We start from the raw sequence: 26,405 nt of genomic DNA, 5'->3' as shown, positions 1-26,405 counted from the left end.
CAGGCTGCGCCAGCGGCTACACAAAGCTCATGAAAAAGCCCGCACTGGGCGGGCTTCTTTTTGCGGGTCAGCCTTACAGCTTGGCCCGTGTTTCATGCATGCGTGCCAGTTGCCGCTCCAGCATCGACGGGTAGGGCTCCATCAGGCGTTCCACGCAGCAGGCACCTTCCGGGCTGGCGATCGGGCGAATACGTGCCCGCTGGCGCAGCAGCGGGTCGTCATTGACCTTGCGCTCCACCAGCAGCAGGTTGCGGCTGTGCTGGGACAGGGCCAGGGCATCCTGAGCGGTTTCGGTGAGCAGCAGGTCGATCTGGCTCAGGCCGAACAGTTCGTCGCCCAGGGTCAGGCCCAGTTGCAGTTGCAGGGTGATGCCGCTGTCCGCCACTTCGATCTGCAGGGCATGGCCCAGGGCGCGCAGCAACTCGCCGCAGCAGATGGCGTTGGTCAGGTAGTCGTCACCGCTGTCTTCGCTGTGGAACAGCATCAGCGTGCTGCCATCGTTCAGGGTATGCAGTTCGCTCTGGTACAGCGAGGCGGCCTGGTCGAGGCAATCGCGGTAGCGTTCCAGCAGTTCCATCAGGCGGGCGCGGGGCAGGCGTCGCAGTTGCTCCTGGGCACCGAGTTGCACCGCCAGTACCGCACTGTGCTGGGGCTGGGCCGGAACCTGTGGTTGCGGTTGTGGCTTGGCAGCAGGCGTCGATGAGCTGTCCCGCAGGTCGGCGAAGGGGTCTTCCTCGTCCAGTTCATCTTCTTCGGCGTGAACCAGGTGCCGGGGTGCAGGCTTCAGGCCTGCTACCGGAGCGCTTTCGTCGAAGCTCGGGTCCCGCAGGTTGCGCACTTCGAATGCCGGCTCATCGTCCTCGTCGTCTTGCACTTCAGCCTCGGGCTGCGGTGCCGGTTCGGGCTTCTCCGGCACCAGGCGGGCATGCAGCTGACGCGCCAGATCGCCGATTTCGTCCTGGCGCTGGGTGGCGGGAGTGTGTTCGTCCAGGTCACGCAGCCAGACTCGCAGTTGCAGCAGCGGAGTCGAGATGTGCCGCCCCAGGCGCAGGCTCAAGGCCAGGGCCAGGGCCAGCAGGATGGCGCTGAGGATGCCCATGCTTTGCAGGCTGATGGTCATCGGCTGCTGGAATTGCGCCATGTCCAGGCTGATTCGCAGGTTGCCCGCGGTCACGTCCTGGAAGGTGATCTTGGTCTGGTACACGCCCTCGGTTTCACCCAGCAGGCTGCTCTTGGGGCGCTGGCCGGCCTCGGCGAGGATGCGGTTGTCCACGCTGTAGATGGCCGCGTGGGCCACCAGCGGGTTCTTGGTCAGATTGTTGAGCAGGACATTAAGGCTGAGGATGTCGTTGGACACCAGCAGCTCGGTGGCCGAGGTGGCGGTCTGGGTGGTCAGGCTCTGACCCAGGGCGTCGGCTTGTTCGTGCATGGCTTGCTTGAACTGCAGGCCCATCACGCCGGCATAGATCACCAGGGCCAGGGCGACCAGGATCACGTTATGGCTGGCAATGCGCAATGCAATCGGCACACGGCGGTGGCGCAGTGCACGGAAGATCAGCAGGAAGAAGTTATCGGTTTTAACTGGCGTGGGCCGGTTCACTGAGCTCGGCTCTTTTGTCCGTGAAGTTGACGCGCAGTATAGCGACAGGCCCTAGACCGGCAAAGCGCTGGCTGTGCCCGATGGTCACCGAAAGTGGGTAGAATGCGCTTTTTTTCCACCTCGGGGGTGCGCCTTGCGCGAAATTGTCCTGATAAACATCACCGGCGAAGATCGTCCCGGTCTGACTGCGGCCATTACCGGCGTTCTGGCCCAGGGTGGTGTGAACATTCTCGACATCGGTCAGGCGGTGATCCACGACACCTTGTCGTTCGGCATCCTGGTTGAAATTCCCAGCAACGAGCAGAGCTCGTCGGTGCTCAAGGACATCCTGTTCACCGCCTACAAGCTCGACCAGCAGGTGCGCTTCACGCCGGTGTCCGAGGAGGATTACCAGCAGTGGGTCGCCGGGCAGGGCAAGAAGCGCCATATCGTGACCCTGCTGACGCGCAAGGTTACCGCCGAACAGTTGCAGCGCGTGAGTTCCATCACCGCCAAGTACGGCCTGAACATCGACCATATCGATCGCCTGTCCGGGCGCATGCCCCTGGATATGCCTGCCGACCAGGGCAAGGGCTGCATCGAGTTCTCGGTACGTGGCGAAGCCGCCGATCCGCAAGCCCTGCGGGCCGAGTTCCTCAGCGTGGCCCAGGAGCTGAACGTCGATATCGCGTTCCAGGAAGACTCGCTGTTCCGCCGTAACCGGCGCCTGGCGGTGTTCGACATGGATTCGACGCTGATCGAGGCCGAAGTCATCGACGAGCTGGCCAAGGCGGCCGGTGTCGGCGATCGGGTCGCGGAAATCACCGAGCGGGCGATGGCCGGCGAGCTGGACTTCCGCGCCAGTTTCAAGGAGCGCCTGGCGCTGCTCAAGGGCCTGGACGTCAATGTGCTGGACGCCATCGGCGCCTCCCTGCGCCTGACCGAGGGCGCCGAAACCCTGTTCGCCGAACTCAAGCGCCTGGGCTACAAGACCGCGATCCTCTCCGGCGGCTTCACCTACTTTGCCAAGCAGCTGCAAGCCAAGCTGGGTATCGACTACGTGTTCGCCAACGAGCTGGAAGTGGTGGACGGCAAGGTCACTGGCGTGGCGGTGGAGCCGATTGTCGACGCCCAGCGCAAGGCCGATCTGCTGCGTGAGCTGGCGCACAAGGAAGGCCTGCGCCTGGAGCAGACCATCGCTGTCGGCGATGGCGCCAACGATCTGCCGATGCTCGGCATTGCCGGCCTGGGCGTGGCATTCCGCGCCAAGCCGCTGGTCAAGCAGTCGGCCAAGCAGGCGATCTCGACCCTGGGCCTGGATGGCGTGCTGTACCTGCTGGGGTTCCGTGACCGCGACGGGCAGCTCTGAGCCGCCGGAAAATCCCCGCCCATAAAAAACGCCGCTGATCAGCGGCGTTTTTTATGTCCGGCATTCAGGCCTCAAGCCTTGGGCAGGCCCAGGCCCTGGCCCATCCGCACGGGCGAGCCGGCAGCCAGCTCTTGGGCCCACTGCACCTGGTCCGGGCCAAACAGCACGATGGCCGTGGAGCCCAGCTTGAAGCGGCCCATTTCGGCGCCTTTCTCCAGGTGGATCGGAGCGCGGGCGGCTTCGTCGTAGCGCACGGTCTTGAGTTCGCGCTTGGGCGGCGTTACCAGGCCGGCCCAGACGGTTTCGATCGAAGCGACGATCATCGCGCCCACCAGCACCAGCGCCATCGGGCCGCGCTCGGTATCGAAGATGCACACCACGCGCTCGTTGCGTGCGAACAGCTCGGGTACGTTTTCAGCGGTAGTCTGGTTGACCGAGAAGATCCGGCCCGGCACATAGACCATTTCCCGCAGGGTGCCGGCCAGGGGCATGTGCACCCGGTGGTAGTCCTTGGGGGAGAGGTAGATGGTGGCAAAGTCGCCGCCCATGAACGGCTGTGCCAGGGCCGGGTCACCGCCCAGCAGTTCCAGCACGCTGTAGCTGTGGCCCTTGGCCTGGAACACTCGGCCGTGTTCGATCGGGCCCAGTTGGCTGACCGCGCCGTCGGCAGGGCTGAGCACCGCGCCCGGGGTCGGGTCCAGCGGCCGCGCGCCGTCTTTGAGGGCGCGGGTGAAGAAGGCGTTGAAATGCTCGTAGGCGGTCACGTCCTCGACCTGGGCCTCGGACATATCCACTTGATACTGCTTGGCGAACCAGCGGGTGAAGGCATTCTTGAACCAGCGCACGCGGCACTCGGCAATGCAGCCGGCCAGGCGCGACAGCAGGTGATGAGGCAGCAGGTACTGGCTGATGATGAATAAACGCTTTTTCATTGGGTGTCCTTAAAAACCTTAAATCTCTACGGGCGTATCGGGATGATTGCCCCATTCGCCCCAGGAGCCGGCGTAGCCCTTGACCCGTGGGTAGCCCAGCGCCTTGGCCACCAGATAAGTGAAGCCGGAGCGATGGTGGGTCTGGCAGTGGGTGATCACTTCTTTGTCTTTGCTGATGCCCAGGTCCGCAAGGATCTGTGGCATGTCGCGGCGGATGCGCAGGTGGCGTGCCTGATCCATGCCGGCGGTCCATTCGAAATTCACCGCGCCGGGGATATGCCCGCCCTTGGCTGCCAGGACTTTTTCGCCGGAGTACTCCAGCGGTCCGCGGGCGTCCCAGATCACCAGGTCCGCCGCGCCGAGACGGCTTTGCAGGTATTCGCGGGTGGCGGTGGGCTCGTCATGCAGGGCCAGTGCCACGGGGCCGCCGACCGCGGCCGGGACTTCGGTAGACACGGGCAGGCCTTCCGCCAGCCAGGCCGGCAAGCCGCCGTCGAGGTAGTGGTAGCGGTGGTGGCCGATCACGTCCAGCAGCCAGATGAAGCGCCCGGCCCAGCCACCGCCTTCATCGTCGTAGACCACATAGACCGCGTCCGGGTTGTGCCCGAGCTCGCCGAACAGCGTTTCAAGCGCCGCTTGTGGAGGCAGCAGCCCGGGAGCCGGCGCCTGGCCTAGCTGAGTGCGCTTGGGGTCGATGAAGCGTGCCCCGGGAATATGCCCGGTGGCATAGCGGGCAGCGCTGGTCAGGTCGACCAGGATCAGTTCGCGGGCGTTCAGGCGGGCGAGCAGGTCGCTCGGTTCAATGACCAGCGGCAAGCCAGAGAAGTCAGACATGTCAGGTCCCCAGGGCGCAAAGGGAAGGATTGTAGCGCAAGCGTCATTGGCTGCGGTTGGTAAAGCTGTGCAAGGCTTTTTCGATGCACTGGGCGGTCTTGCCGAAGGCCTGGACGCTGATTTCCGAGAACGGCACGCCGCCCTGGTCGGCGATCGCCAGCATCAGTACCCGGCCATTGCACGACAGTGAGCGGATCAGCAGGTGTTCGCCGCGAAACAGCTGGCGCAGCGAGCTTGGCAGGTGAGGGGCGAACTGGGCCCGGTTGGCCGGGGTCAGACGGATCTGCGCGGATTTTTCCAGCAGGCGTTGCAACAGCGGGCTCTGCTTGGCCTGCAGGGTCAGGCTGGCCGCTTCTCCGGGCAGGCCGTAAAGCTGTTGCACTCGCAGGTGGCTCAGGCTGCGATCGACCATCAGCAGCATGACCCGGTGCATGCCGCACGCCGCCAGGGCATCCCGGGCAAAGCCGGTAAGGTGCACGGCGTTGGTAAAGGGGCTGGGGTCCAGCAACAGTTCGCCGCAGAGCTTGCGCCACTTGGCCAGTTCCAGTGCGGTGGGCGCCGGGGCTGGTTGCTCGCCGTGATGCAGGCGTCGGGCATCCCAGGGCCAGAGCAGGGCCTGGGCCGGGTGCCAGAGGTCGGGCTGGGTGTCGTTGCGGGCGCTTAGTGCTGCCTGTTGGTGCAACTGTTGCTGGACCTGGTCCAGGGGGATCTGCAGATAAAGAGCGGTAAGGTTCTGCCAGCGCCGGCCATGGGGGCTGTTCCAGGACTGTTGCGCCGCCAGTGCCAGGCCGTTGGCCAGCAACACAGTGTTGGCCGGCTGGTTCAGCCAGCGCCGCAGGTCCGGTTCAGCGTCCAGGCGTTGTTGCTGGCGCAGCGGGTTGTCGCTGTCGCGGGCAATCAGCATGACCTTGGCCAGCAGGTGCTGCTCCTGGGTCAGCAGGCGATAGCCCTGCTGGACCCAGATCGGCAGGTGCCAGGCCAGGACCAGGGCCTGGCACATTTCCATCAGTCGCACTCCGAACAGTTGCAGTTCAACGTCGTGTGCGGATTCGTGCTTGTAGATGACCCGCAGTTCCCACTCTTCCAGCAGCTTGGGATAGACCAGGGCCATGGCCCATAGCGGCGAGAGAAACAGCAGGCTGCCCCAGTGGATGTCCTGCCAGAGTCGCGCCAGGCGTCCGGCAAAGAAGCCATTGGCTTGCTGGCTGGCGTGCTGGCTGATCAGCTGGAACTGGCGCAATGCCTGGGGGATCTGCTCTTCAGGCAGCGTCGGCAGTTGCTCGAGCAACTCCTCGGTACGCTTGAGGCCCAGGCGGTTGACCGCGATCTCCAGGTTTTCCGCCGGTTCGCTCATGCTGCCGTGGGAATGCCGGTTGGCTTCGCGGATCACGCTCAAGGCCAGTGCCGGGCTGTTTTGCATCAGATCGACAATCTCCCGCAGCGAGCTGCGGTTGTTGGCGATGGCGCGGCAGACCCGGTCATGGCTGGCCTGGGGCACCGGCAGGCGCACGCCATTGAGGAGCTTTACCCAAGCGTCGAGAGAGGCGGGCGGAGAATGTGGGACGCTGGTTTCATTAGACATGGTCGGGCGCAATCATCGTCTGCTGTGAACACGCCCAGAGCGGGCCAAACTGGCTTTTCGCCTTAACTGGCTATAGTCTGGCGCAGTTTTGCCGATAAGTAGAAGAAGAGTTTTAAGAACTTCCGAATATGACCTTGAACCCGACTCAATAAGTACTCCCCTACCTATGGCTAAAATTATCGGCATCATCGTCGTATTCGCGAGCGTGCTCGGCGGATACGTGCTTTCCCACGGCAAAATCGCGGCGTTGATCCAGCCTTTCGAAGTGCTGATCATCGGTGGCGCAGCCTTTGGCGCATTCCTCCAGGCCAACCCGGGCTATATGACGATGCACGTCGTCAAGAAATCCCTGGGCATGTTCAGTTCGCGCTTCACCCACACCTTCTACCTGGAAGTGCTGGGCCTGATCTACGAGATTCTCAACAAGAGTCGTCGCGAAGGCATGATGGCCATCGAAGGCGATATCGAGGACGCCGCGGCCAGCCCGATTTTCGCCAAGTACCCGGCGGTGCTCAAAGATGAACGCATGACCGCCTTCGTCTGTGACTATCTGCGCATCATGTCCTCCGGCAACATGGCTCCCCACGAGCTGGAAGGCCTGTTCGACATGGAGCTGTTCAGCCTCAAGGAAGACCTCGAGCATCCATCCCATGCGGTCAACGGGATTGCCGACGGCATGCCCGGTTTCGGTATCGTCGCGGCGGTATTGGGGATCGTGGTGACCATGGCCTCCCTGGGCGATGGCGACCAGAAGTCCATCGGCCTGCACGTAGGTGCGGCGCTGGTGGGTACCTTCTTCGGTATTCTCGCGGCCTATGGCTTCTTCGGCCCGTTGGCCCACTCCCTGGCCCACGACGCCAAGGAAGAACTGAACGTCTACGAAGCCATCAAGGCGTCGCTGGTGGCCTCGGCTTCCGGCATGCCGCCGTCCCTGGCCGTGGAGTTCGGGCGCAAGGTTCTGTACCCGGCGCACCGTCCTAGCTTCGCCGAGCTGGAACAAGCGGTTCGCGGTCGCTAAGTCATGGAAAATAATCAGCCGATTATCATCAAGCGCGTCAAGCGCTTCGCTGGCGGACATCACGGGGGCGCCTGGAAAATCGCCTTCGCCGACTTCGCCACGGCGATGATGGCGTTCTTCCTGGTGTTGTGGCTGCTGTCCACGGCCACCCCGGAACAGAAGATCGCCATCGCCGGTTACTTCAAGGATCCGATCGGCTTCTCGGAAAGCGGTACGCCCTACATCATCGACCTGGGCGGCTCCCCTGAGCTGGCGCCGGACAACACCCTCAACCCCGAGATCAAGTCCCAGCCACAACCGGACAAGGTCACGGTGGATGCCGACCAGGTGGAGGGCATGGCCGAGCAGGTCGAGCGCGAGCGTCTCGAGTTGCTGTTGCAAGAGTTGCAGAACAAGGTTGAAGAGAACCCGCAACTGCAGAAGTTCAAGGACCAGATCCTCTTCGAGATCACCCCGGACGGCTTGCGGATCCAGATCATGGACGCCGAGAACCGGCCGATGTTCGACTCTGGCAGTGCACGTCTGAAGCCGTATTTCGAAGACATCCTGCTGGCCATGGCCGACACCATCAAGACCGTGCCGAACAAGATCAGCATCAGCGGTCACACCGACGCCAAGCCCTATTCGGGCACTGGCGACTTCGGCAACTGGGAACTGTCGGCCAACCGGGCCAACGCTGCGCGTCGGGCGCTGGTGGCGGGTGGTTATCCTGATCCGCAAGTTGCGCGTGTGGTGGGCTTTGCTTCGTCGGCGCTATTCGATCGCAAGGACCCGTTCAACCCGGTCAACCGGCGCATCGATATCGTCGTGCTGACCAAGAAGGCCCAGCGTGCCATCGAGGGTGAGCAGACCGATCCCAATGCTCCGGTACCGACCCAGGGTAGCGGTGCTCCCGGTGAAGTACCGGAGGCGGCAGCCGATCCGAATGCCTTGCCGCCCGGTAGCGAACCGCTGCCGGCGCACGAGGTGCGTCAACGTATGAATATCTTCGAGGACGGTGTGCTGAAGATGGACGAGCAGGGTGCGGCGGGCCAGTCTTCGGCTCCGGCTCCAGCTCCAGCTCCAGCTCCAGCTCCAGCTCCCACTGCTCCGGTGGCGCCGCCCGCTACGCCGGGCACGGCGAAGTGACAAACGACAAGGCCGCGAAGATCGCGGCCTTGTCGTATCTGGGTCAGGTCAATCAGTAACTGTTGTCTGGCAGGCTGGCGAGGATCGAGCGGTAGCTGTTCATCCGTTGCTGCTGGATGCGCCCGTCTTCCAGGGCCTTGAGCAAGGCACAGCCCGGCTCGCGATCGTGCTTGCAATCGCGGAAGCGGCAGGTGCCCAGCAGGTCATTGAACTCGATGAACCCGGCCTCGACATCGGCGCGGCTGACATGGCCGAGGCCGAACTCACGGATACCGGGGGAGTCGATCAGCTCACCGCCACCGGGGAAGTGGAACAGGCGCGCGGTCGTGGTGGTGTGAGTGCCCTGGCCGGAGAACTCCGACAGCGGGCCGACGCGGGTTTCGACTTCCGGCAGCAGGCTGTTGACCAGGGACGACTTGCCCACCCCCGACTGGCCGACGAATACACTGATGCGCCCGTCCAGCAGGGCTTGCAACTGCTCCATGCCGTCGCCGTGATGAGCCGAGACCTCCAGCAGCGGGTAGCCCAGCTGGCGGTAGACCGCGAGCAGGGCGTTGAGCGCAGGGGCGTTCTGCTCATCGATCAGGTCGGCCTTGTTCAGCAGCAGCAACGGCCGGATTCCAGCATGCTCGGCGGCTACCAGGTAGCGGTCGATCAGGTTGGCGTGGGGCTCGGGCATGGGCGCAAACACGATCACGATCATGTCGACGTTGGCGGCCACCGGCTTGAGTTGGCCGCGGCTGTCCGGGCGGCACAGCTCGGTGCTGCGCGGCAGTTGCGCGACGATCACCCCGATGCCCTGGTTGCCGGCGCGCCAGACCACCTGGTCGCCGGTCACCAGGGCCGGCAGGTTGGCCCGCAGGTAGCAGCGGAATACCTGGCCGGCCGTTTCGCCTTCGCGAGCCTCGACTTCGACCTGGACGCCGAAGTGGGCTATGACCAGGCCGGTCTGTTCCGGGCCCAGGTCGCCACCTTCCAGCGCCTCGACGGCAGAGGACTCGCGTTTGGCGGCGCGGGCGGCGCGCTCACCCTGGATCTTTTCGATGCGCCAGTTTTGGCGGCGATTGAGCTGGCGTTTGGCCATTGGTGTTCCGTGTCGATAATTACGGCGGATAGGTAAAACGGCGGCGAGTTTAGCACGCCGGGCAGGCCCTCTAGGCTAAACTGCGCAACTACGCCGAGGAGCCCACCCATGCAAAACCCGCAGAACCTGATTTGGATCGACCTGGAAATGACCGGTCTGAACCCTGACACCGACGTCATCATCGAGATGGCCACCATTGTCACTGACAGCAACCTCAACACCTTGGCTGAAGGACCGGTCATCGCCATCCACCAGAGCGACGAGATCCTCGCCGGCATGGATGAATGGAACACCCGACAGCACGGCGGTTCCGGTCTGACCCAGCGGGTTCGCGAAAGCCGCATCAGCATGGCCGAAGCAGAAGCCCAGACCATTGCCTTCCTGGAGCAGTGGGTACCCAAGGGCAAATCGCCGATCTGCGGCAACAGCATCTGCCAGGACCGGCGCTTCCTGTACCGCCACATGAAGGCTCTGGAAAGCTACTTCCACTACCGCAACCTGGACGTCTCGACCCTCAAGGAACTGGCCGCCCGCTGGGCGCCGGACGTGCGCGACAGCTTCAAGAAAGGCAGCACCCACCTGGCCCTGGACGATATTCGCGAGTCCATTGCCGAGCTCCAGCACTACCGCAAGCACTTCATCAAGTTCTGACCCGCAGGCGCCGGCTTGCCGGCGAACGGGCGCCCGCTGCGACTCGGCGCCCGTACCCGCCCCCTTTTGGTGCCCGCTTCAACTGAGTAGACTGCGCGCCTTCCTGCAAGGACCGCCATCATGCTGTTGATGCTTTATCTGATTGCCATTACCGCCGAAGCCATGACCGGCGCCCTGTCTGCCGGCCGGCGCGGCATGGACTGGTTCGGTGTGGTGCTGATTGCCTGCGTCACCGCACTCGGCGGCGGTTCGGTGCGTGATGTGCTGCTGGGCCACTACCCGCTGACCTGGGTCAAGCACCCGGAATACCTGGTGCTGACGTCGGTGGCGGCGTTGGTGACGATCTTCATCGCGCCCTTGATGCGTCACCTGCGCTCGCTGTTTCTGGTGCTCGACGCCGTGGGCCTGGTGGCCTTTACCCTGATCGGCTGCATGACTGCCCTGGAAATGGGCCACGGCATGCTGGTGGCTTCAGTCAGCGGGGTGATCACCGGGGTCTTTGGCGGCATCCTCAGGGACATCTTCTGCAACGATATCCCGCTGATCTTTCGCCGCGAGCTGTACGCCAGCGTGTCCTTCGCCGCGGCCTGGTGCTACATGCTGTGCATCTACCTGCAACTGCCCAGCGAGCAGTCGATCCTGGTCACCCTGTTCGGCGGCTTTCTATTGCGCCTGCTGGCGATCCGTTTTCACTGGGAAATGCCCAAGTTCGTCTACAACGACGAACACTGACGGTTGGCGTGCTGGTCCAGGGCCCATTGCACATGTTCGCGAACCAGTTCCGAGGGGTAGTCCTGGCGGGCCTTGAGGGCTTCCAGCACCGGAATGCTAGAGGGTGCGTTGCCCAGGCCCACCGCCAGGTTGCGTAGCCAGCGCTCGTAGCCGGCGCGGCGCAAGGGTGAACCTTCGGTATTGCTGAGGAATTTGTCCTCGTCCCACATGAACAGCTCTGCCAGTTCTGCATTGTCCAGGTTGTGCCGGGGCTTGAAGTCGCCCTCGGCCGTTGAGCGGGCGAAGCGATTCCAGGGGCAGACGATCTGGCAGTCATCGCAGCCGAATACCCGGTTGCCGATCAGCGGGCGCAGGTCTTCGGGGATGGCGCTTTTGAGCTCGATGGTCAGGTAGGAAATGCAGCGTCGGGCATCCAGCACATAGGGGCCGACGAAGGCGTTGGTCGGGCAGATGTCCAGGCAGGCGGTGCAGCGGCCGCAGTGCTCCGTGGCGTGGGGCGCGTCCACCGGCAGGGGCAGGTCGACGAACAGTTCGCTGAGGAAGAAGTAGCTGCCGGCTTTGCGATTCAGCACCAGGGTGTTCTTGCCGATCCAGCCGAGCCCGGCCTGTTCGGCGATGGCTTTTTCCAGCACCGGAGCGCTATCGACGAAGGCGCGGTAGCCAAAGGGGCCGATGGCTTGCTGGATGCGCTCGGCCAGTTGCTGTACGCGCTTGCGGATCAGCTTGTGATAATCGCGCCCCAGGGCATAGCGCGAAACGTAGGCCTTGGAAGGCTGGGCCAGGCGCTGGGCCATCTGGGTGTCGCCGGGCAGGTAGTCCATGCGCAGCGAAACCACCCGCAGGGTGCCAGGCACCAACTGGTCGGGATGGGAGCGTTTGCTGCCGTGGGCGCCCATGTATTCCATCTCGCCGTGGTAGCCGGCGGCGAGCCAGCGTTCCAGGTGCTGCTCATGCTCGGCCAGGTCCAGGCCGCTGATGCCGACTTGTTGAAAGCCCAGTTCGCGGCCCCAGTCCTTGATCGATTGGGCGAGAGCGGGAAGATCCTGGGTAATAGCGGGCATGAGGCGAGAGAAACCGGGGCTGAGGTGCGTATAATTCTGCCAGACATCGGAGCTCGAAGACGCATGCCGCAGACAAAACACCCTCTACCTGACGTTCAGTTGCTGACTTCTGGCCATTTGCCACATCTGAATGGACGACTTCGCGATGCCCACAAGGGCCAGTTCGGGCACCTGTTGCTGATTGGGGGCGATCGAGGTTTTGCCGGCGCCGCCTTGCTGAGTGCGGAAAGTGCCTTGCGCAGTGGCGCGGGGCTGGTGTCCCTGGCGACCCGCAGTGAGCATGTGGCTGCCGCTGCGGCGCGCTTGCCTGAGGTCATGACCCAGGGCACTCATTCGGCCAACCAGTTGATGGGGTTGCTGGCTCGGGCCACGGTGCTGGTGGTCGGGCCGGGGTTGGGGCAGGGCGCCTGGGGGCGCAGTCTGCTGTCGGCGGCGGCCAATGCGCCGTTGCCCCAGGTGTGGGATGCCGATGCCTTGAACCTGCTGGCCGAGGGCGGGCTGCAACTGCCTGCCGCGAGTGTCATCACTCCCCATCCGGGAGAGGCGGCGCGGCTGCTGGGTATCTCCAGCGCCGAGGTGCAGGCGGATCGCCCTGCAGCGGCCCTGGCGTTGAGCAAAAAATACGCAGCGGTTGCGGTACTCAAGGGGGCCGGTAGCCTGATCGCCACTGCCGATGGGCGGCTGGCCCGCTGTGACGTAGGGCATCCGGCGATGGCCACGGCAGGCTTGGGTGATGTGCTGGCTGGCCTGATCGGCGCCTTGCTGGCGCAAGGCTTGTCGGCATTCGATGCCGCCTGCCTGGCGGTCTGGCTGCATGCCAGCGCGGGCGAGCAGCAAGGCAAATTGGGCCGAGGGCTGGCGGCCAGTGATCTGATTCCAGCCATTCGTCAGTTGTTGGAGGAACAATCACCGTGTCTGAGTTAACCCTTTTTCTGGCCGACGAACAGGCCATGGTGGAATTTGGTGCACGTATTGCCCAGGTGACCCAAGGCGTGGGGGTGATCTTCCTCGAGGGCGACCTGGGAGCGGGCAAAACCACCTTGTCGCGAGGGATCATCCGTGGCCTGGGGCACGCGGGGGCAGTGAAGAGTCCGACCTTTACCCTGGTCGAACCGTACGAGATCGGCTCGGTGCGGGCTTTCCACTTCGACCTGTACCGCCTGGTGGATCCTGAGGAGCTGGAGTTCCTGGGGATTCGCGACTACTTCGAGGGCGATGCTCTGTGCCTGCTGGAGTGGCCCCAGCGTGGTGCAGGCTTTTTGCCAAAGCCTGACCTGACCATTACCATTACCCCGCATAACAATGGGCGTTCTGTGCATCTGTTGTCTCAAGGCTCGCGTGGCGAGTCCTGGTGTGCCGCTTTGGCGTTGGAATTCAAATAATTGATGGGGTTAGGTATGCGCATTCGCGCGTTGGTTGCTGTCGTAGGACTGTTGCTTACGGCATTGGCCGTCGATGCTGTGGCCGCTACACAGGTTCGCAGCGTCCGCCTGTGGCGGGCACCGGATAACACGCGACTGGTATTCGACCTGTCCGGCCCGGTTCAGCACAGCGTCTTTACCCTGACGGCCCCGGATCGTCTGGTGATCGATATCAATGGCGCGACCCTTGGCGGTCCGCTGAACGTCGCCACGGCCAATACACCGATTACCGCCATGCGCTCGGCACAGCGCACGCCCAGTGACCTGCGGGTGGTCATCGACCTGAAAAAGGCCGTTACGCCGAAGAGTTTCACCCTGGCGCCCAACGCTCAGTACGGCAATCGCCTGGTGGTCGATCTGTTCGACAACCCGGCTGACGCCGCGCCACCTGCTGCGCCGCCACCTACTGTGGCCACTGTCCCAGCAGTGCCCGTCACTCCGGCGGAGCCGGCGATCAAGCTGCCGCCAGCCCCGGCGGGCAAGCGCGACATCATTGTGGTGATCGATGCCGGCCACGGCGGCGAAGACCCGGGTGCCTCCGGCTCCCGCGGGCAGCATGAAAAAGACGTGGTGCTGGCCATTGCTCGCGAATTGCAGCGTCAGGTCAATGGCCTCAAGGGTTTCCGCGCCGAATTGACCCGTACCGGCGACTACTTCATTCCATTGCGCGGTCGTACCGAGATCGCCCGCAAGAAGGGCGCCGACCTGTTCGTCTCGATCCACGCCGACGCTGCGCCTTCGGCCGCGGCCTTTGGCGCATCGGTGTTTGCCTTGTCTGAACGTGGTGCCACGTCGGAAACCGCGCGCTGGCTGGCGGACAGCGAGAACCGTTCCGACCTGATCGGCGGGGCTGGCAACGTCAGCCTGGATGACAAGGACCGGATGCTGGCCGGGGTGCTGCTGGACCTGTCGATGACAGCGTCCCTGACCTCCAGTCTGAATGTCGGGCAGAAAGTCCTGAACAACATCGGCCGGGTGACTCCGTTGCATAAACAGCGGGTGGAGCAGGCCGGGTTCATGGTGCTCAAATCTCCGGATATTCCGTCGATCCTGGTGGAAACCGGCTTTATCTCCAACTCCAACGAGGCCTCGAAGCTGGCCACCGCCAGCCATCAGCAGGCCCTGGCGCGTTCCATCAGCAGCGGCGTGCGGCAGTTCTTCCAGCAGAACCCGCCACCGGGCACCTATATTGCCTGGCTGCGCGATTCCGGGAAGATCGCCCAGGGGCCGCGTGATCACCGGGTCAATCCGGGGGAAACCCTGGCCATGATCGCCGTGCGCTATCAGGTCTCCGCGGCCACGCTACGCAGTGCCAACAACCTGAAAAGCGATGAATTGAAAGTGGGGCAGGTGTTGACCATCCCCGGTACAGAACTGGCGGCTAAGGAATGAGTGAATCGGTAATCAGTAGCGCGCGCATCGAGCTGCTCAGCCCGCGCCTGGCCAACCAGATTGCCGCGGGCGAGGTGGTCGAGCGCCCGGCTTCGGTGATCAAGGAGCTGTTGGAAAACAGCCTGGACTCCGGCGCCAAGCGCATCGATGTGGATGTGGAGCAGGCCGGGGTCAAGCTGCTGCGGGTACGTGACGACGGTAGCGGCATTTCCTCCGACGACTTGCCGCTGGCCCTGGCCCGGCACGCCACCAGCAAGATCCGCGACCTGGAGGACCTGGAGCGGGTGATGAGCTTGGGGTTTCGCGGCGAGGCCCTGGCTTCCATCAGCTCCGTGGCGCGCCTGACCCTCACGTCCCGTACCCGGGATGCCGAGCAGGCCTGGCAGGTGGAAACCGAAGGCCGGGACATGGCACCAAGGGTGCAGCCGGCGGCGCACCCGGTAGGCACTTCGGTGGAAGTCCGCGACCTGTTCTTCAATACGCCGGCACGACGCAAGTTCCTCAAGGCGGAAAAGACCGAGTTCGATCACCTGCAGGAAGTGATCAAGCGCCTGGCCCTGGCGCGTTTCGACGTGGCCTTCCACTTGCGGCACAACGGCAAGAGCATCCTCAGCCTGCACGAGGCCAAGGACGACGCCGCTCGTGCCCGTCGTGTGGCGGCGGTGTGCGGTTCGGGCTTCCTGGAGCAGGCGTTGCCCATCGAGGTCGAGCGCAACGGCTTGCATCTGTGGGGCTGGGTGGGCTTGCCGACCTTCTCCCGCAGCCAGGCGGACCTGCAGTACTTCTACGTCAACGGTCGCGCAGTACGGGACAAGCTGGTGGCTCACGCGGTACGCCAGGCTTATCGCGATGTTCTGTTCAACGGTCGACACCCGACCTTTGTTCTGTTTTTCGAAGTCGACCCGTCGGTGGTCGACGTCAACGTGCACCCGACCAAGCACGAAGTGCGTTTCCGTGACGGGCGCATGGTGCACGACTTCCTTTATGGCACCTTGCACCGGGCCCTGGGTGATGTGCGGCCCGAGGACCAGTTGGCGGCGCCGGCGGCGGTCGCCGGCATCGTGCGCCCGACAGGTATCGAGGCCGGTGAGTTCGGGCCTCAGGGTGAGATGCGCCTGGCCGCGAACCTGGCTCTGGAGCAGCCCCAATCCCAGCCGAGCTTCAATGCGCCGGGCGCGGGAGCCGGCAGTGGCTATCAATATCAGTACACGCCACGGCCACAGCCAGTGTTGCCGGCCGCCGAGAGCCAGGGCGTGTACCGCGAGTTCTTTGCCCCGTTGCCGGGGGCGCCGGCGGCGGCCTTGCCGGACGGCCAGGAGGACATTCCGCCCCTGGGCTATGCCCTGGCCCAGCTCAAGGGGATCTACATCCTGGCGGAAAACGCCCTGGGTCTGGTGCTGGTGGACATGCACGCGGCTCACGAGCGGATCATGTACGAGCGCTTGAAGGTGGCCATGGCCAGCGAAGGCCTGAGCGGCCAGCCGCTGCTGGTGCCGGAGTCGATTGCCGTCAGCCAGCGTGAGGCCGATTGCGCTGAAGAACACATGGGCTGGTTCCAGCGCCTGGGCTTCGAGCTGCAGCGCCTGGGCCCGGAATCCCTGGCGATCCGCCAGATCCCGGCATTGTTGAAGCAGGCGGAAGCCAATCGTCTGGTGCACGACGTACTGGCGGACCTGATGGAGTACGGCACCAGTGACCGGATTCAGGCTCACCTCAATGAGCTGCTCGGTACCATGGCCTGCCACGGCGCGATCCGTGCCAATCGACGCCTGGCCCTGCCGGAAATGAACGCCTTGCTGCGGGACATGGAAAACACCGAGCGTAGTGGCCAATGCAACCACGGTCGACCGACCTGGACCCAAATGGGCCTGGACGATCTGGACAAACTCTTTCTGCGCGGCCGTTGATGACCCAGCTTCCTCCAGCGATTTTCCTGATGGGCCCGACCGCTGCGGGCAAGACCGATCTGGCCATCGAGCTGACCAAGGTGCTGCCTTGCGAGCTGATCAGTGTCGACTCGGCGCTGGTCTACCGCGGCATGGACATTGGCACCGCGAAGCCTTCCAGGGAACTGCTGGCGCAGTTTCCCCATCGCCTGATCGATATTCTCGACCCTGCCGAGAGCTACTCGGCGGCGGATTTCCGTACCGATGCGCTGGCGGCCATGGCCGATATCACCGCCCGGGGCAAGATCCCGCTGTTGGTGGGCGGCACCATGCTGTATTACAAGGCGCTGCTTGAAGGCCTGGCGGACATGCCCGCGGCGGATCCGCAGGTACGTGCCGAGCTGGAGGACGAGGCTGCACGCCTTGGCTGGCAGGCCCTGCACGACCAGCTGGCGGCGGTGGACCCCGAGTCGGCGGCGCGGATCCACCCCAACGACCCCCAGCGTCTGACCCGGGCGCTTGAGGTCTATCGGGTCAGTGGCCTGACAATGACCGCCCATCGCCAGCGTCAATTGGCGCAAAGTACTGAAGCAGGCGCATCGGGACGCAGTCAATTGCCCTATACTGTCGCCAATCTGGCCATCGCTCCGGCGAATCGCCAGGTACTGCACCAGCGTATTGCACAAAGATTCACACAAATGTTGGAACAGGGATTCATTGACGAGGTCGTAGCTCTGCGTTCCAGAAGTGACCTGCATGCCGGGTTGCCGTCTATACGTGCAGTGGGCTACCGCCAAGTCTGGGATCATCTGGATGGCAAGCTGACGTCAGCCGAAATGCAGGAGCGGGGCATCATTGCCACGCGCCAATTGGCGAAACGCCAGTTCACCTGGTTACGTAGTTGGGCTGACCTGCAATGGTTGGACAGCCTGGATTGCGACAATCTGCCACGCGCCTTGAAATACTTGGGGACGATCTCCATATTGAGCTGAGTCCTTGCAATTGCCGTCTATCCTTGGGGGTGTGACGGCTTTGGCCATCTGTTTTCTGATTTTTATTATTGATCCTTAAAGGAGTGCGGCACATGTCAAAAGGGCATTCGCTACAAGACCCTTACTTGAATACATTGCGTAAAGAGAAGGTTGGGGTTTCCATCTATCTGGTCAACGGGATCAAGCTGCAAGGTACGATCGAGTCTTTCGACCAGTTCGTCATCCTGCTGAAGAACACCGTCAGCCAAATGGTTTACAAGCACGCTATCTCGACAGTGGTTCCAGTTCGCCCGATTCGCCTGCCTAGCGCTTCCGAATCCGAACAGGGTGACGCTGAGCCAGGTAACGCCTGATAGGAGTCTCCTTTGTTCTTTGAGCGCCACGGTGGTGGTGAACGGGCCATTCTCGTTCACTTGGATGGTCAGGACCCTGAGGCGCGCGAAGATCCGCAGGAGTTTCAGGAGCTGGCATTATCGGCCGGCGCCGAGACCGTCGCGTTTGTTAGCGTGCCGCGTCATCGGCCAACCGCCAAATACCTGGTTGGCAGCGGCAAGGTCGAGGAGTTACGCGACCTGGTCAAAGCCGAACAGGTAGACCTGGTGATTTTCAATCACATCCTCACACCCAGTCAGGAACGTAACCTCGAACGTGTATTCGAGTGTCGCGTGATCGACCGCACGGGTCTGATTCTCGATATCTTCGCTCAGCGCGCGCGCACCCATGAAGGCAAGCTCCAGGTTGAACTGGCCCAGCTTGAGCACATGAGCACCCGTCTGGTTCGTGGCTGGACTCACCTTGAACGGCAGAAAGGCGGTATCGGTCTGCGCGGGCCCGGTGAAACCCAGCTGGAAACCGACCGGCGCCTGTTGCGAGTGCGTCTGCGGCAGATCAAGGCGCGCCTGGAGAAGGTTCGCAGCCAGCGTGAGCAGGCCCGTCGTGGCCGCAAGCGTGCGGATATCCCTTCAGTGTCCCTGGTGGGCTACACCAACGCCGGCAAGTCCACGCTGTTCAATGCGGTCACTGCGTCCGATGTTTTCGCTGCCGACCAATTGTTCGCCACCCTCGACCCCACCCTGCGCCGGCTTGAGCTGGATGACCTGGGGCCGATTGTGCTGGCCGATACCGTGGGGTTCATTCGCCACTTGCCGCACAAGTTGGTGGAGGCGTTTCGGGCTACCCTCGAAGAGTCGAGCAACTCCGATTTGCTGCTGCATGTGATCGATGCCCATGAGCCCGAGCGCATGGCGCAGATCGAGCAGGTGATGGTGGTGCTGGGGGAGATCGGGGCTCAAGACTTGCCGATCCTGGAGGTCTATAACAAACTCGATTTGCTCGAGGGTGTGGAGCCGCAGATCCAGCGCGACCCCGACGGCAAGCCGCAGCGGGTCTGGCTGTCGGCCCGTGATGGCCAGGGGCTGGATCTGCTCAAGCAGGCCATCGCCGAGCTGCTGGGTGAAGATTTGTTTGTAGGCACCTTGCGCTTGCCTCAGCGTTTTGCTCGACTGCGAGCACAGTTTTTCCAGTTGAACGCTGTGCAGAAAGAAGATCACGACGACGAAGGTGTCAGCTTGCTTGCTGTTCGCCTGCCACGGGCCGAGTTGAACCGGCTGGTCAGTCGCGAAGGCATGCAGCCGTCGGAATTCATCGAGCAACACACTTTGCAATAAAAGCCTGGGCAAGCGGTTGTGCCGCTGTAGCAGGCATTCTGTAGCATTGGTCGGCGCGCCGTGGGTGCGTCTTTGCTTTATCAGATGGAGAGCGCTATGGCTTGGAATGAGCCGGGTGGCAACTCGAATAATCAGGACCCTTGGGGTGGTAAGCGCCGCAATAATGGCGATCGCAAGGGGCCACCAGATCTCGACGAGGCCTTCCGTAAGCTGCAGGAAAGCCTGAATGGGTTGTTCGGTGGTGGTAAGAAACGTGGTGATGACGGCGGTAGTTCCGGCAAGGGCGGTGGTTTCGGCCTGCTGGGTATCGGTCTTGTCGTGCTGGCTGCCGTGTGGCTGTACAGCGCGGTGTATGTAGTAGACGAGCAGGAGCAGGCCGTAGTGCTGCGCTTCGGCAAATACTACGAAACCGTCGGCCCGGGTCTGAACATCTACTTCCCGCCGATCGATCGCAAGTACATGGAAAACGTCACGCGCGAGCGTGCCTACACCAAGCAGGGCCAGATGCTCACCGAGGACGAGAACATCGTCGAAGTGCCGCTGACCGTGCAGTACAAGATCAGCAACCTGCAGGATTTCGTGCTGAACGTCGATCAGCCGGAAATCAGCCTGCAGCATGCGACCGACAGCGCCCTGCGCCACGTGGTGGGTTCCACCGCCATGGACCAGGTGCTGACCGAAGGTCGTGAATTGATGGCCAGTGAGATCAAGGAGCGTCTGCAACGCTTCCTGGACAACTATCGCACCGGTATCACCGTGACCCAGGTGAACGTACAGAGCGCAGCGGCACCGCGTGAAGTACAGGAAGCCTTCGATGACGTGATCCGTGCCCGTGAAGATGAACAGCGTTCGCGCAACCAGGCTGAAACCTATGCCAACGGCGTTGTGCCGGAAGCCCGTGGTCAGGCCCAGCGCATCCTCGAGGATGCCAACGGTTACCGTGACGAAGTGGTATCCCGGGCCAAGGGTGAGGCAGATCGCTTCACCAAACTGGTTGCCGAGTACCGCAAGGCTCCTGAGGTCACCCGTCAGCGCCTGTACCTGGACACCATGCAGGAAGTCTTCAGCAACACCAGCAAGGTGTTGGTGACTGGCAGCAAGGGCGGGCAGAACAATCTGCTCTATCTGCCGCTGGACAAGATGATCGACAGTGGTCGTAGCGGCAGTGCTCCGGTAACGGGCGCAGCGTCGGCGGCCAGCAATGAAGCGAATGCGCGCGCGGCGGCTGACCATATGCAGCAACAGCAGCAGACGCGCTCTAGGGAGACTCGCTGATGAGCAATAAATCGCTGATCGCCCTGATCGTGGGCGTTGTCGTGGCGGTGGTTGCCTGGAACAGCTTCTACATCGTCGCTCAGACCGAGCGTGCGGTGTTGCTGCAGTTCGGTCGTGTGGTTCAGGCGGATGTCCAGCCTGGCCTGCATGTGAAAGTGCCCTACGTGAACCAGGTGCGTAAGTTCGACGCACGCCTGATGACCCTGGATGCACCGACGCAGCGCTTCCTGACCCTGGAAAAGAAAGCCGTGATGGTGGATGCCTACGCCAAGTGGCGGGTGAAGGATGCCGAGCGTTTCTACACCGCGACTTCCGGCCTCAAGCAGATTGCCGACGAGCGTCTTTCCCGTCGCCTGGAGTCGGGCCTGCGTGACCAGTTCGGTAAGCGCACCCTGCATGAAGTGGTTTCCGGTGAGCGTGACGCGCTGATGGCGGATATCACGGCGTCGCTGAACAAGATGGCGGAAAAGGAGCTGGGTATCGAAGTGGTCGATGTCCGGGTCAAGGCCATCGACCTGCCCAAGGAAGTGAACCGCAGCGTGTTCGAGCGCATGAGCACCGAGCGTGAGCGTGAGGCTCGCGAGCACCGGGCCAAGGGTAACGAACTGGCGGAAGGCATCCGTGCCGATGCCGATCGTCAGCGTCGCGTGCTGTTGGCTGAAGCCTATCGGGAGTCTGAAGAGGCTCGCGGTGACGGTGATGCCCAGGCAGCGGCGATCTACGCTAAGGCCTACGGCCAGGACCAGGAGTTCTACGCGTTCTACCGTAGCCTGCGTGCCTACCGTGAAAGCTTCGCGAACAAATCCGACGTCATGGTTCTGGACCCAAGCAGCGACTTCTTCCACTACCTGGAAAAGTCCAAGCCTTGATCAGGCCCTGACCCTGGAGCACCCCGCCGGGCGGCTAAAACGCCTCGCGGGGTGATCCTTTGGGAAAACGGGTGTATGATGCGGCAGCCGGGAAATTCCCGGCTTTTTTGCGTCTGCATCTTTGATTGGCCGTGGCTCGTTCAAGAGTCCGGCAAGATTTTTCGAGGAAAATGGTCTGTACAGCTGATTCCTGGCTGCCTGTCCGGCTGAGCTCGCGTCGGATGCGACTGTTTTCTGCTTCACTCTAAGGCTGGCCCCAGGCTTGCCGCCCGGACCATAGGGGAATGGCGTAATGGCAACGGTAGACCGCTGGCTGCTGCCAGATGGCATCGAAGAAGTATTGCCGCCGGAAGCGGCGCGCATCGAAGTGGCGCGTCGTCAGGTGTTGGATCTGTTTCAGAGTTGGGGTTACGAGTTCGTCGTCACTCCCCATATCGAATACCTGGAATCCCTGTTGACAGGTGCAGGCCAGGATCTGGATCTGCGTACCTTCAAGGTCATCGACCCGCAGTCGGGCCGGCAGATGGGGTTTCGGGCCGACATCACGCCGCAGGTGGCGCGTATTGATGCCCACACCCTGCGCCGCGAAGGGCCGAGCCGCCTGTGCTACGCCGGCAGTGTGCTGCATGCGCAGCCGCGGGCCTTGTCGTCCTCGCGCAGCCCGATCCAGCTGGGGGCCGAGTTGTATGGTGATGCCAGCCCGAGCAGCGACGTTGAAGTCATCAGCCTGATGCTGGCCATGCTGCAACTGGCCGACGTGCCCGATGTGCACATGGATCTGGGACATGTTGGCATCTACCGTGGCCTGGCACAGGCCGCCGGCTTGTCCGGTGCTGTTGAACAGCAACTGTTCGATGCCCTGCAACGCAAGGCGATCGACGAGGTCATCAGCCTGACGGAAGGCCTGCCGGCCGATCTGGCGGACATGCTGCGCTCCCTGGTGGACCTGTGCGGCAGCCGCGAAGTGCTGGGCGATGCCCGCCGTCGCCTGGCCGGTGCGCCGACGTCTGTGCTGCTGGCGCTGGATGAATTGCTGACCATTGCCGAGCGCCTGTCCGTGCGGTTCCCGGACTTGCCGCTGTATTTCGACCTTGGCGAGTTGCGCGGCTATCACTACCACACCGGTGTGGTGTTCGCGGTATTTGTTCCAGGCGTGGGCCAATCCATCGCCCAGGGCGGGCGCTACGATGACATCGGCGCGGATTTCGGGCGTGCCCGTCCCGCGACTGGTTTCTCCACCGATTTGAAAACCCTGGTGACCCTGGGGCGTGCTGAAGTCGAGCTACCGTCTGGCGGTATCTGGATGCCAGACAACACTGACGCGGCACTCTGGCAGACCGTCTGCCGCTTGCGCAGTGAGGGTCAACGTGTGGTTCAGGCCTTGCCTGGGCAGCCTTTGGCCGCCGCCCGTGAAGCGGACTGCGACCGGCAATTGATTCAGCAGAATGGGCTTTGGCAAGTATTGCCGCTGGCTTCTTGAGTTTTCCTGCCGGCGGCTGCCGGCACCAAGTTTGCGCGAATGAGGACAAGTGTTATGGGTAAGAATGTCGTAGTCCTGGGCACCCAATGGGGTGATGAGGGCAAAGGCAAGATCGTTGATCTGCTGACCGAACATGCCGCCGCCGTAGTGCGCTACCAGGGTGGCCACAACGCTGGCCACACTCTGGTGATCGACGGTGAGAAGACCGTCCTGCACCTGATTCCGTCCGGTGTGCTGCGCGAAGGCGTGCAGTGCCTGATCGGTAACGGTGTGGTGGTAGCTCCGGATGCCTTGATGCGTGAAATCGTCAAGCTGGAAGAGAAGGGTGTGCCGGTGCGCGAGCGCCTGCGTATCAGCCCGTCCTGCCCGCTGATCCTGTCCTATCACGTGGCCTTGGACCAGGCCCGCGAGAAAGCCCGTGGCGAGCAGAAGATCGGTACCACCGGCCGCGGCATCGGCCCGGCTTACGAAGACAAGGTTGCACGTCGTGGCCTGCGCATCGGCGATCTGTTCCACCGCGAGCGTTTTGCCGCCAAGCTGGGCGAGCTGCTGGACTACCACAACTTCGTTCTGGTGAATTACTACAAAGAGCCGGCCATCGACTTCCAGAAGACCCTGGACGAGTGCATGGAATACGCCGAACTGCTCAAGCCGATGATGCTCGACGTGACTGCCGAGCTGCACCAGCTGCGCCGCGCCGGCAAGGACATCATGTTCGAAGGCGCCCAGGGTTCGTTGCTGGACATCGACCACGGCACCTACCCGTACGTCACCAGTTCCAACACCACTGCTGGTGGTATCGCCACCGGTTCGGGCGTGGGTCCCATGTACCTGGACTACATCCTGGGCATCACCAAGGCCTATACCACTCGCGTAGGCTCGGGCCCGTTCCCGACCGAGCTGTTCGACGACATCGGCGCTTTCCTGGCCAAGCGTGGTCATGAGTTCGGCGCCACCACCGGCCGCGCTCGTCGCTGCGGCTGGTTCGATGCCGTGATCCTGCGTCGCGCCATCGACGTCAACAGCATCTCGGGCCTGTGCCTGACCAAGCTGGACGTTCTGGACGGCCTGGAAACCATCAATATCTGTGTCGGCTACAAGAACCAGGATGGTGCAGTCATCGACGCGCCAACCGACGCCGACAGCTACATCGGCCTGGAGCCGGTGTACGAGCAGATGCCGGGCTGGAGCGAGTCGACCCTGGGTGCCAAGACCCTGGAAGAGCTGCCTGCCGCCGCCCAGGCCTACATCAAGCGCATCGAAGAGTTGGTCGGCGCGCCGATCGACATTATTTCGACAGGCCCGGACCGCAACGAGACCATCGTTCTGCGTCATCCGTTCGCTTGATAAGTCGTTGATGTAAAAAACAAAGGGCCCTTAATCGGGCCCTTTGTCGTTTCTGCCTGCCACGCGGCACGACCCTTGCTGTGAAATCCACTTCTAGAGTGCCATCAGAATAATGGCGTCAAAAGTAGAGGGATTTCCTGTGTCGGCCGTTCTCTCACTGTTACAAAGCCGTTTACTACGGCCTGTGTTCGTTACTCTCGGTATCGCCCTTTTGGTGCAAGTGCTGGTAGCGGTTGCCCTGACTCGGAGCACAGTGACCGCACTCGAGGCGGATCTGGCTTCGCGCCTGGGCGGCGACAGCCAGAAATTGGCTGGCGAGCTCGAGCAGGCGGGCAAAGAAGTCACCTCCAGTCTGGAGAGTCTTTCCAGCAGTACCCGCCAACGCCTCACGGCCGGCCTGTCTTCGCGTCTCAAGGAAGAACAGATACAGCTGCGTGCGGCGCTGGAGAAGGACCTGAAGGACTCTGCCAATGACATGGCTCAATTGCTGGCCTCCGTGGCGCCTCGCGCCATGTGGGACAGTGATGTGCCGACCTTGTCCGAGTTCGCCCGACGGGCTCAGCGCAACCCCAATGTGTTGTTCGTGGTTTATGACGATGCGGCGGGAGAGCACCTGACCCGCTACCTGAATCGTGAAAACCCGATCAACAAGGCGCTGCTGGAAAAGGGCAAGGGCGACCGGGCGCTGGACAAGGTCCTGGATGCAGCGAAGAACGATCCTTCGGTGTACTACCTTGAAGCCTCGATCAATCCCAATGGCGTGGAAATCGGCAAGGTGCTGATGGGAGTCTCCACCGCGTCGGTGGAGGCCGATATCGCCGCCCTGGATCAGCGCTTCAGTGCCTTGATTGCCAGCAGCGATCAGTTGGTTGGCGACAGCCTCAAGGGAGCTTCTGCCGACAGCTCGGCGGCCATGCGCTCGCGCTTGCAGTCGGCCCAGGGTACGGCGGCACAGATGCAGGCCAATACCGCGAGCACGGTGCAGGAGGCGGCGGCCACCTTGCGCTGGCAGATCGGCGTCGGCCTGGCGCTGGTTGGCCTGGCCCTGCTGCTGTTGCTGGCAGTGGTGCTGGGGCGTCGCGTGGTGAGCAAGCTGCATTTGCTGATCGCTGCGCTCAATGACCTGGCAGCGGGCGAAGGTGACCTGACCAAGCGTGTGCCGCTCAACAGCAATGATGAGATTGGCGACATGGCCTCGGCGGTGAATCGCTTTGTGGATAAGTTGCAGCCCATCGTGCGGGAAGCGGGGGATGTGGCCCAGCGCACAGGCGTCGAGATCGGCGCCATGAGCCAGCGTAATGCAGGGGCTGATGCCGCAGCCGAAGCGCAGCGTGATGAGGTGGCAGAGAGCCTGCGGGCGTTGTCGCAGATGGCCGATGAAGCCCAGGCGGAAAGCCAGGCGATGCAGGCCGCACTGCAGCAGGTGGTGGAGATTCGTCAGGCGACGGACGAGACTACCCGCACCTCCGAGCAGGTCGGCAGCCTGATCGAGGCGCTGGCGGGGCAAGTGGATACCGGGGCCAAGGTGATCGAGCGCCTGGCCCAGCAGAGCGAGCAGATCGAGGTGGTGCTGACGGTGATCCATGGCATTGCCGAGCAAACCAACCTGCTGGCATTGAACGCTGCGATCGAGGCCGCGCGCGCCGGCGAGACCGGGCGCGGATTTGCCGTGGTGGCGGATGAGGTGCGGGCCCTGGCCAGCAAGACGCAAAGCTCCACTGGCGATATCCAGGCCCATATCGGTGCCCTGCAGCAGGGGGCGCGGGAGGCCGTAGCGGCTATCGGTCAGGCCGGGCGTCAGGCCAGCGAGGGCTTGCTGGTGCTGCGCGACAGTGCTCGCCTGCAACAATCGGTGCAGTCTTCGGTAGAGCAGGTGCACGCCGCGATTGGCCTGGCCACCCAGGCTGCGGCCCATCAGGCGCAGGGCGCGCAGGCGGTGCGTGGGAGGGTGGAAACTATCCATGCCCAGGCCGAGCGGGCGGCTCAGGCCGTGGTAGAAACCACCGCCAGCGGCAAGGTACTGGACAGCCTGGCGGCGCAGCTCAAGGCCAGCCTCGGTCAGTTCCGCGCCTGATGCCTGGCCGGCAAGCTGGCTCCTGCCACCTT

At 63.0% G+C, this 26,405-nt stretch carries 23 protein-coding genes; 17 read left to right on the top strand and 6 right to left on the bottom strand.

Annotation, left to right across the window (positions count from 1 at the left end):
- Nucleotides 1–73: 73 nt before the first annotated feature.
- Nucleotides 74–1,600: an AhpA/YtjB family protein gene (locus AC1RCO_RS21375; protein ID WP_015633930.1), complete on the bottom strand. Its 1,527-nt coding sequence runs from the start codon at nucleotides 1,598–1,600 to the stop codon at nucleotides 74–76.
- A 133-nt stretch (nucleotides 1,601–1,733) separates the two neighbouring features.
- On the opposite strand from AC1RCO_RS21375, the gene serB reads away from it, so the two are divergent.
- On the top strand, nucleotides 1,734–2,948 hold the full coding sequence (gene serB, locus AC1RCO_RS21370) for a phosphoserine phosphatase SerB (RefSeq protein ID WP_011058924.1): 1,215 nt from the start codon (nucleotides 1,734–1,736) through the stop codon (nucleotides 2,946–2,948).
- A gap of 71 nt (nucleotides 2,949–3,019) precedes the next feature.
- On the opposite strand, the gene asd is transcribed toward serB, so the two are convergent.
- Genes asd through AC1RCO_RS21355 form a run of 3 tightly spaced genes read right to left on the bottom strand, consistent with a single transcriptional unit; the run spans nucleotide 3,020 to nucleotide 6,296 of the window.
- Nucleotides 3,020–3,880, bottom strand: a complete 861-nt coding sequence (gene asd / locus AC1RCO_RS21365; protein ID WP_015633932.1) for an archaetidylserine decarboxylase — start codon at nucleotides 3,878–3,880, stop codon at nucleotides 3,020–3,022.
- Between the two features lie 18 nt (nucleotides 3,881–3,898).
- Entirely contained in the window at nucleotides 3,899–4,714 is an 816-nt protein-coding gene (rhdA, locus tag AC1RCO_RS21360) for a thiosulfate sulfurtransferase (protein ID WP_011058926.1), read from the bottom strand.
- Between the two features lie 43 nt (nucleotides 4,715–4,757).
- On the bottom strand, nucleotides 4,758–6,296 hold the full coding sequence (locus tag AC1RCO_RS21355; RefSeq protein ID WP_123397750.1) for an HDOD domain-containing protein: 1,539 nt from the start codon (nucleotides 6,294–6,296) through the stop codon (nucleotides 4,758–4,760).
- A gap of 166 nt (nucleotides 6,297–6,462) precedes the next feature.
- Between AC1RCO_RS21355 and motA the strand changes: the two genes are divergently transcribed.
- Together motA and motB are read left to right on the top strand one after the other, a co-directional pair.
- Nucleotides 6,463–7,314 (top strand): flagellar motor stator protein MotA, encoded by an 852-nt coding sequence (motA, locus tag AC1RCO_RS21350; protein ID WP_011058928.1) that lies wholly within the window; start codon nucleotides 6,463–6,465, stop codon nucleotides 7,312–7,314.
- Nucleotides 7,315–7,317: 3 nt separating this feature from the next.
- Nucleotides 7,318–8,442, top strand: coding sequence for a flagellar motor protein MotB (gene motB / locus AC1RCO_RS21345; RefSeq protein WP_492618020.1), 1,125 nt, complete (start codon nucleotides 7,318–7,320; stop codon nucleotides 8,440–8,442).
- A 52-nt stretch (nucleotides 8,443–8,494) separates the two neighbouring features.
- Here the strand turns inward: motB and rsgA are convergent, their stop codons facing one another.
- Entirely contained in the window at nucleotides 8,495–9,526 is a 1,032-nt protein-coding gene (gene rsgA, locus AC1RCO_RS21340; protein ID WP_011058930.1) for a small ribosomal subunit biogenesis GTPase RsgA, read from the bottom strand.
- A gap of 108 nt (nucleotides 9,527–9,634) precedes the next feature.
- On the opposite strand from rsgA, the gene orn reads away from it, so the two are divergent.
- Nucleotides 9,635–10,177, top strand: coding sequence for an oligoribonuclease (orn, locus tag AC1RCO_RS21335; RefSeq protein WP_011058931.1), 543 nt, complete (start codon nucleotides 9,635–9,637; stop codon nucleotides 10,175–10,177).
- A 117-nt stretch (nucleotides 10,178–10,294) separates the two neighbouring features.
- Entirely contained in the window at nucleotides 10,295–10,909 is a 615-nt protein-coding gene (locus tag AC1RCO_RS21330) for a trimeric intracellular cation channel family protein (RefSeq protein ID WP_169893104.1), read from the top strand.
- Here AC1RCO_RS21330 and queG read toward each other — a convergent pair.
- The gene (gene queG, locus AC1RCO_RS21325) at nucleotides 10,891–11,970 is read right to left on the bottom strand and encodes a tRNA epoxyqueuosine(34) reductase QueG (RefSeq protein ID WP_011058933.1); all 1,080 of its coding nucleotides are present in this window, start codon (nucleotides 11,968–11,970) and stop codon (nucleotides 10,891–10,893) included. The genes AC1RCO_RS21330 and queG overlap by 19 nt on opposite strands.
- 63 nt (nucleotides 11,971–12,033) lie before the next feature.
- On the opposite strand from queG, the gene AC1RCO_RS21320 reads away from it, so the two are divergent.
- The 12 genes from AC1RCO_RS21320 (at nucleotide 12,034) to AC1RCO_RS21265 (ending at nucleotide 26,373) form a co-directional block, all read left to right on the top strand.
- Complete coding sequence (locus AC1RCO_RS21320) at nucleotides 12,034–12,894, top strand: NAD(P)H-hydrate dehydratase (RefSeq protein ID WP_011058934.1); 861 nt, start codon at nucleotides 12,034–12,036, stop codon at nucleotides 12,892–12,894.
- On the top strand, nucleotides 12,882–13,352 hold the full coding sequence (gene tsaE, locus AC1RCO_RS21315; protein ID WP_015633937.1) for a tRNA (adenosine(37)-N6)-threonylcarbamoyltransferase complex ATPase subunit type 1 TsaE: 471 nt from the start codon (nucleotides 12,882–12,884) through the stop codon (nucleotides 13,350–13,352). Before AC1RCO_RS21320 ends, tsaE begins: the two co-directional genes overlap by 13 nt.
- 3 nt (nucleotides 13,353–13,355) lie before the next feature.
- A complete protein-coding gene (locus tag AC1RCO_RS21310; RefSeq protein ID WP_198409248.1) occupies nucleotides 13,356–14,783 on the top strand; it encodes an N-acetylmuramoyl-L-alanine amidase in 1,428 nt (475 codons plus the stop codon).
- Nucleotides 14,780–16,690: a DNA mismatch repair endonuclease MutL gene (gene mutL, locus AC1RCO_RS21305; RefSeq protein ID WP_220223616.1), complete on the top strand. Its 1,911-nt coding sequence runs from the start codon at nucleotides 14,780–14,782 to the stop codon at nucleotides 16,688–16,690. Before AC1RCO_RS21310 ends, mutL begins: the two co-directional genes overlap by 4 nt.
- Nucleotides 16,690–17,661 (top strand): tRNA (adenosine(37)-N6)-dimethylallyltransferase MiaA, encoded by a 972-nt coding sequence (miaA, locus tag AC1RCO_RS21300; RefSeq protein ID WP_053148774.1) that lies wholly within the window; start codon nucleotides 16,690–16,692, stop codon nucleotides 17,659–17,661. The genes mutL and miaA overlap by 1 nt, the downstream gene beginning before the upstream one ends.
- Nucleotides 17,662–17,753: 92 nt before the next feature.
- Nucleotides 17,754–18,014, top strand: coding sequence for an RNA chaperone Hfq (gene hfq / locus AC1RCO_RS21295; protein WP_007921378.1), 261 nt, complete (start codon nucleotides 17,754–17,756; stop codon nucleotides 18,012–18,014).
- Nucleotides 18,015–18,026: 12 nt separating this feature from the next.
- A complete protein-coding gene (gene hflX, locus AC1RCO_RS21290; protein ID WP_011058939.1) occupies nucleotides 18,027–19,328 on the top strand; it encodes a ribosome rescue GTPase HflX in 1,302 nt (433 codons plus the stop codon).
- Between the two features lie 96 nt (nucleotides 19,329–19,424).
- A complete protein-coding gene (gene hflK, locus AC1RCO_RS21285; RefSeq protein ID WP_011058940.1) occupies nucleotides 19,425–20,603 on the top strand; it encodes an FtsH protease activity modulator HflK in 1,179 nt (392 codons plus the stop codon).
- A complete protein-coding gene (gene hflC, locus AC1RCO_RS21280; protein WP_011058941.1) occupies nucleotides 20,603–21,472 on the top strand; it encodes a protease modulator HflC in 870 nt (289 codons plus the stop codon). The genes hflK and hflC overlap by 1 nt, the downstream gene beginning before the upstream one ends.
- A gap of 292 nt (nucleotides 21,473–21,764) precedes the next feature.
- On the top strand, nucleotides 21,765–22,952 hold the full coding sequence (locus AC1RCO_RS21275) for an ATP phosphoribosyltransferase regulatory subunit (protein ID WP_011058942.1): 1,188 nt from the start codon (nucleotides 21,765–21,767) through the stop codon (nucleotides 22,950–22,952).
- A 54-nt stretch (nucleotides 22,953–23,006) separates the two neighbouring features.
- Nucleotides 23,007–24,299 (top strand): adenylosuccinate synthase, encoded by a 1,293-nt coding sequence (locus tag AC1RCO_RS21270; protein ID WP_011058943.1) that lies wholly within the window; start codon nucleotides 23,007–23,009, stop codon nucleotides 24,297–24,299.
- Between the two features lie 139 nt (nucleotides 24,300–24,438).
- Nucleotides 24,439–26,373, top strand: a complete 1,935-nt coding sequence (locus tag AC1RCO_RS21265; protein WP_492618019.1) for a methyl-accepting chemotaxis protein — start codon at nucleotides 24,439–24,441, stop codon at nucleotides 26,371–26,373.
- Nucleotides 26,374–26,405: the final 32 nt, after the last annotated feature.

The sequence above is a fragment of the Pseudomonas sp. GW823-FHT03E05 genome, from assembly GCF_058796855.1.
The sequence above is the reverse complement of the archived record's forward strand: the minus strand, read 5'-3'. Positions and strand labels throughout refer to the sequence as shown.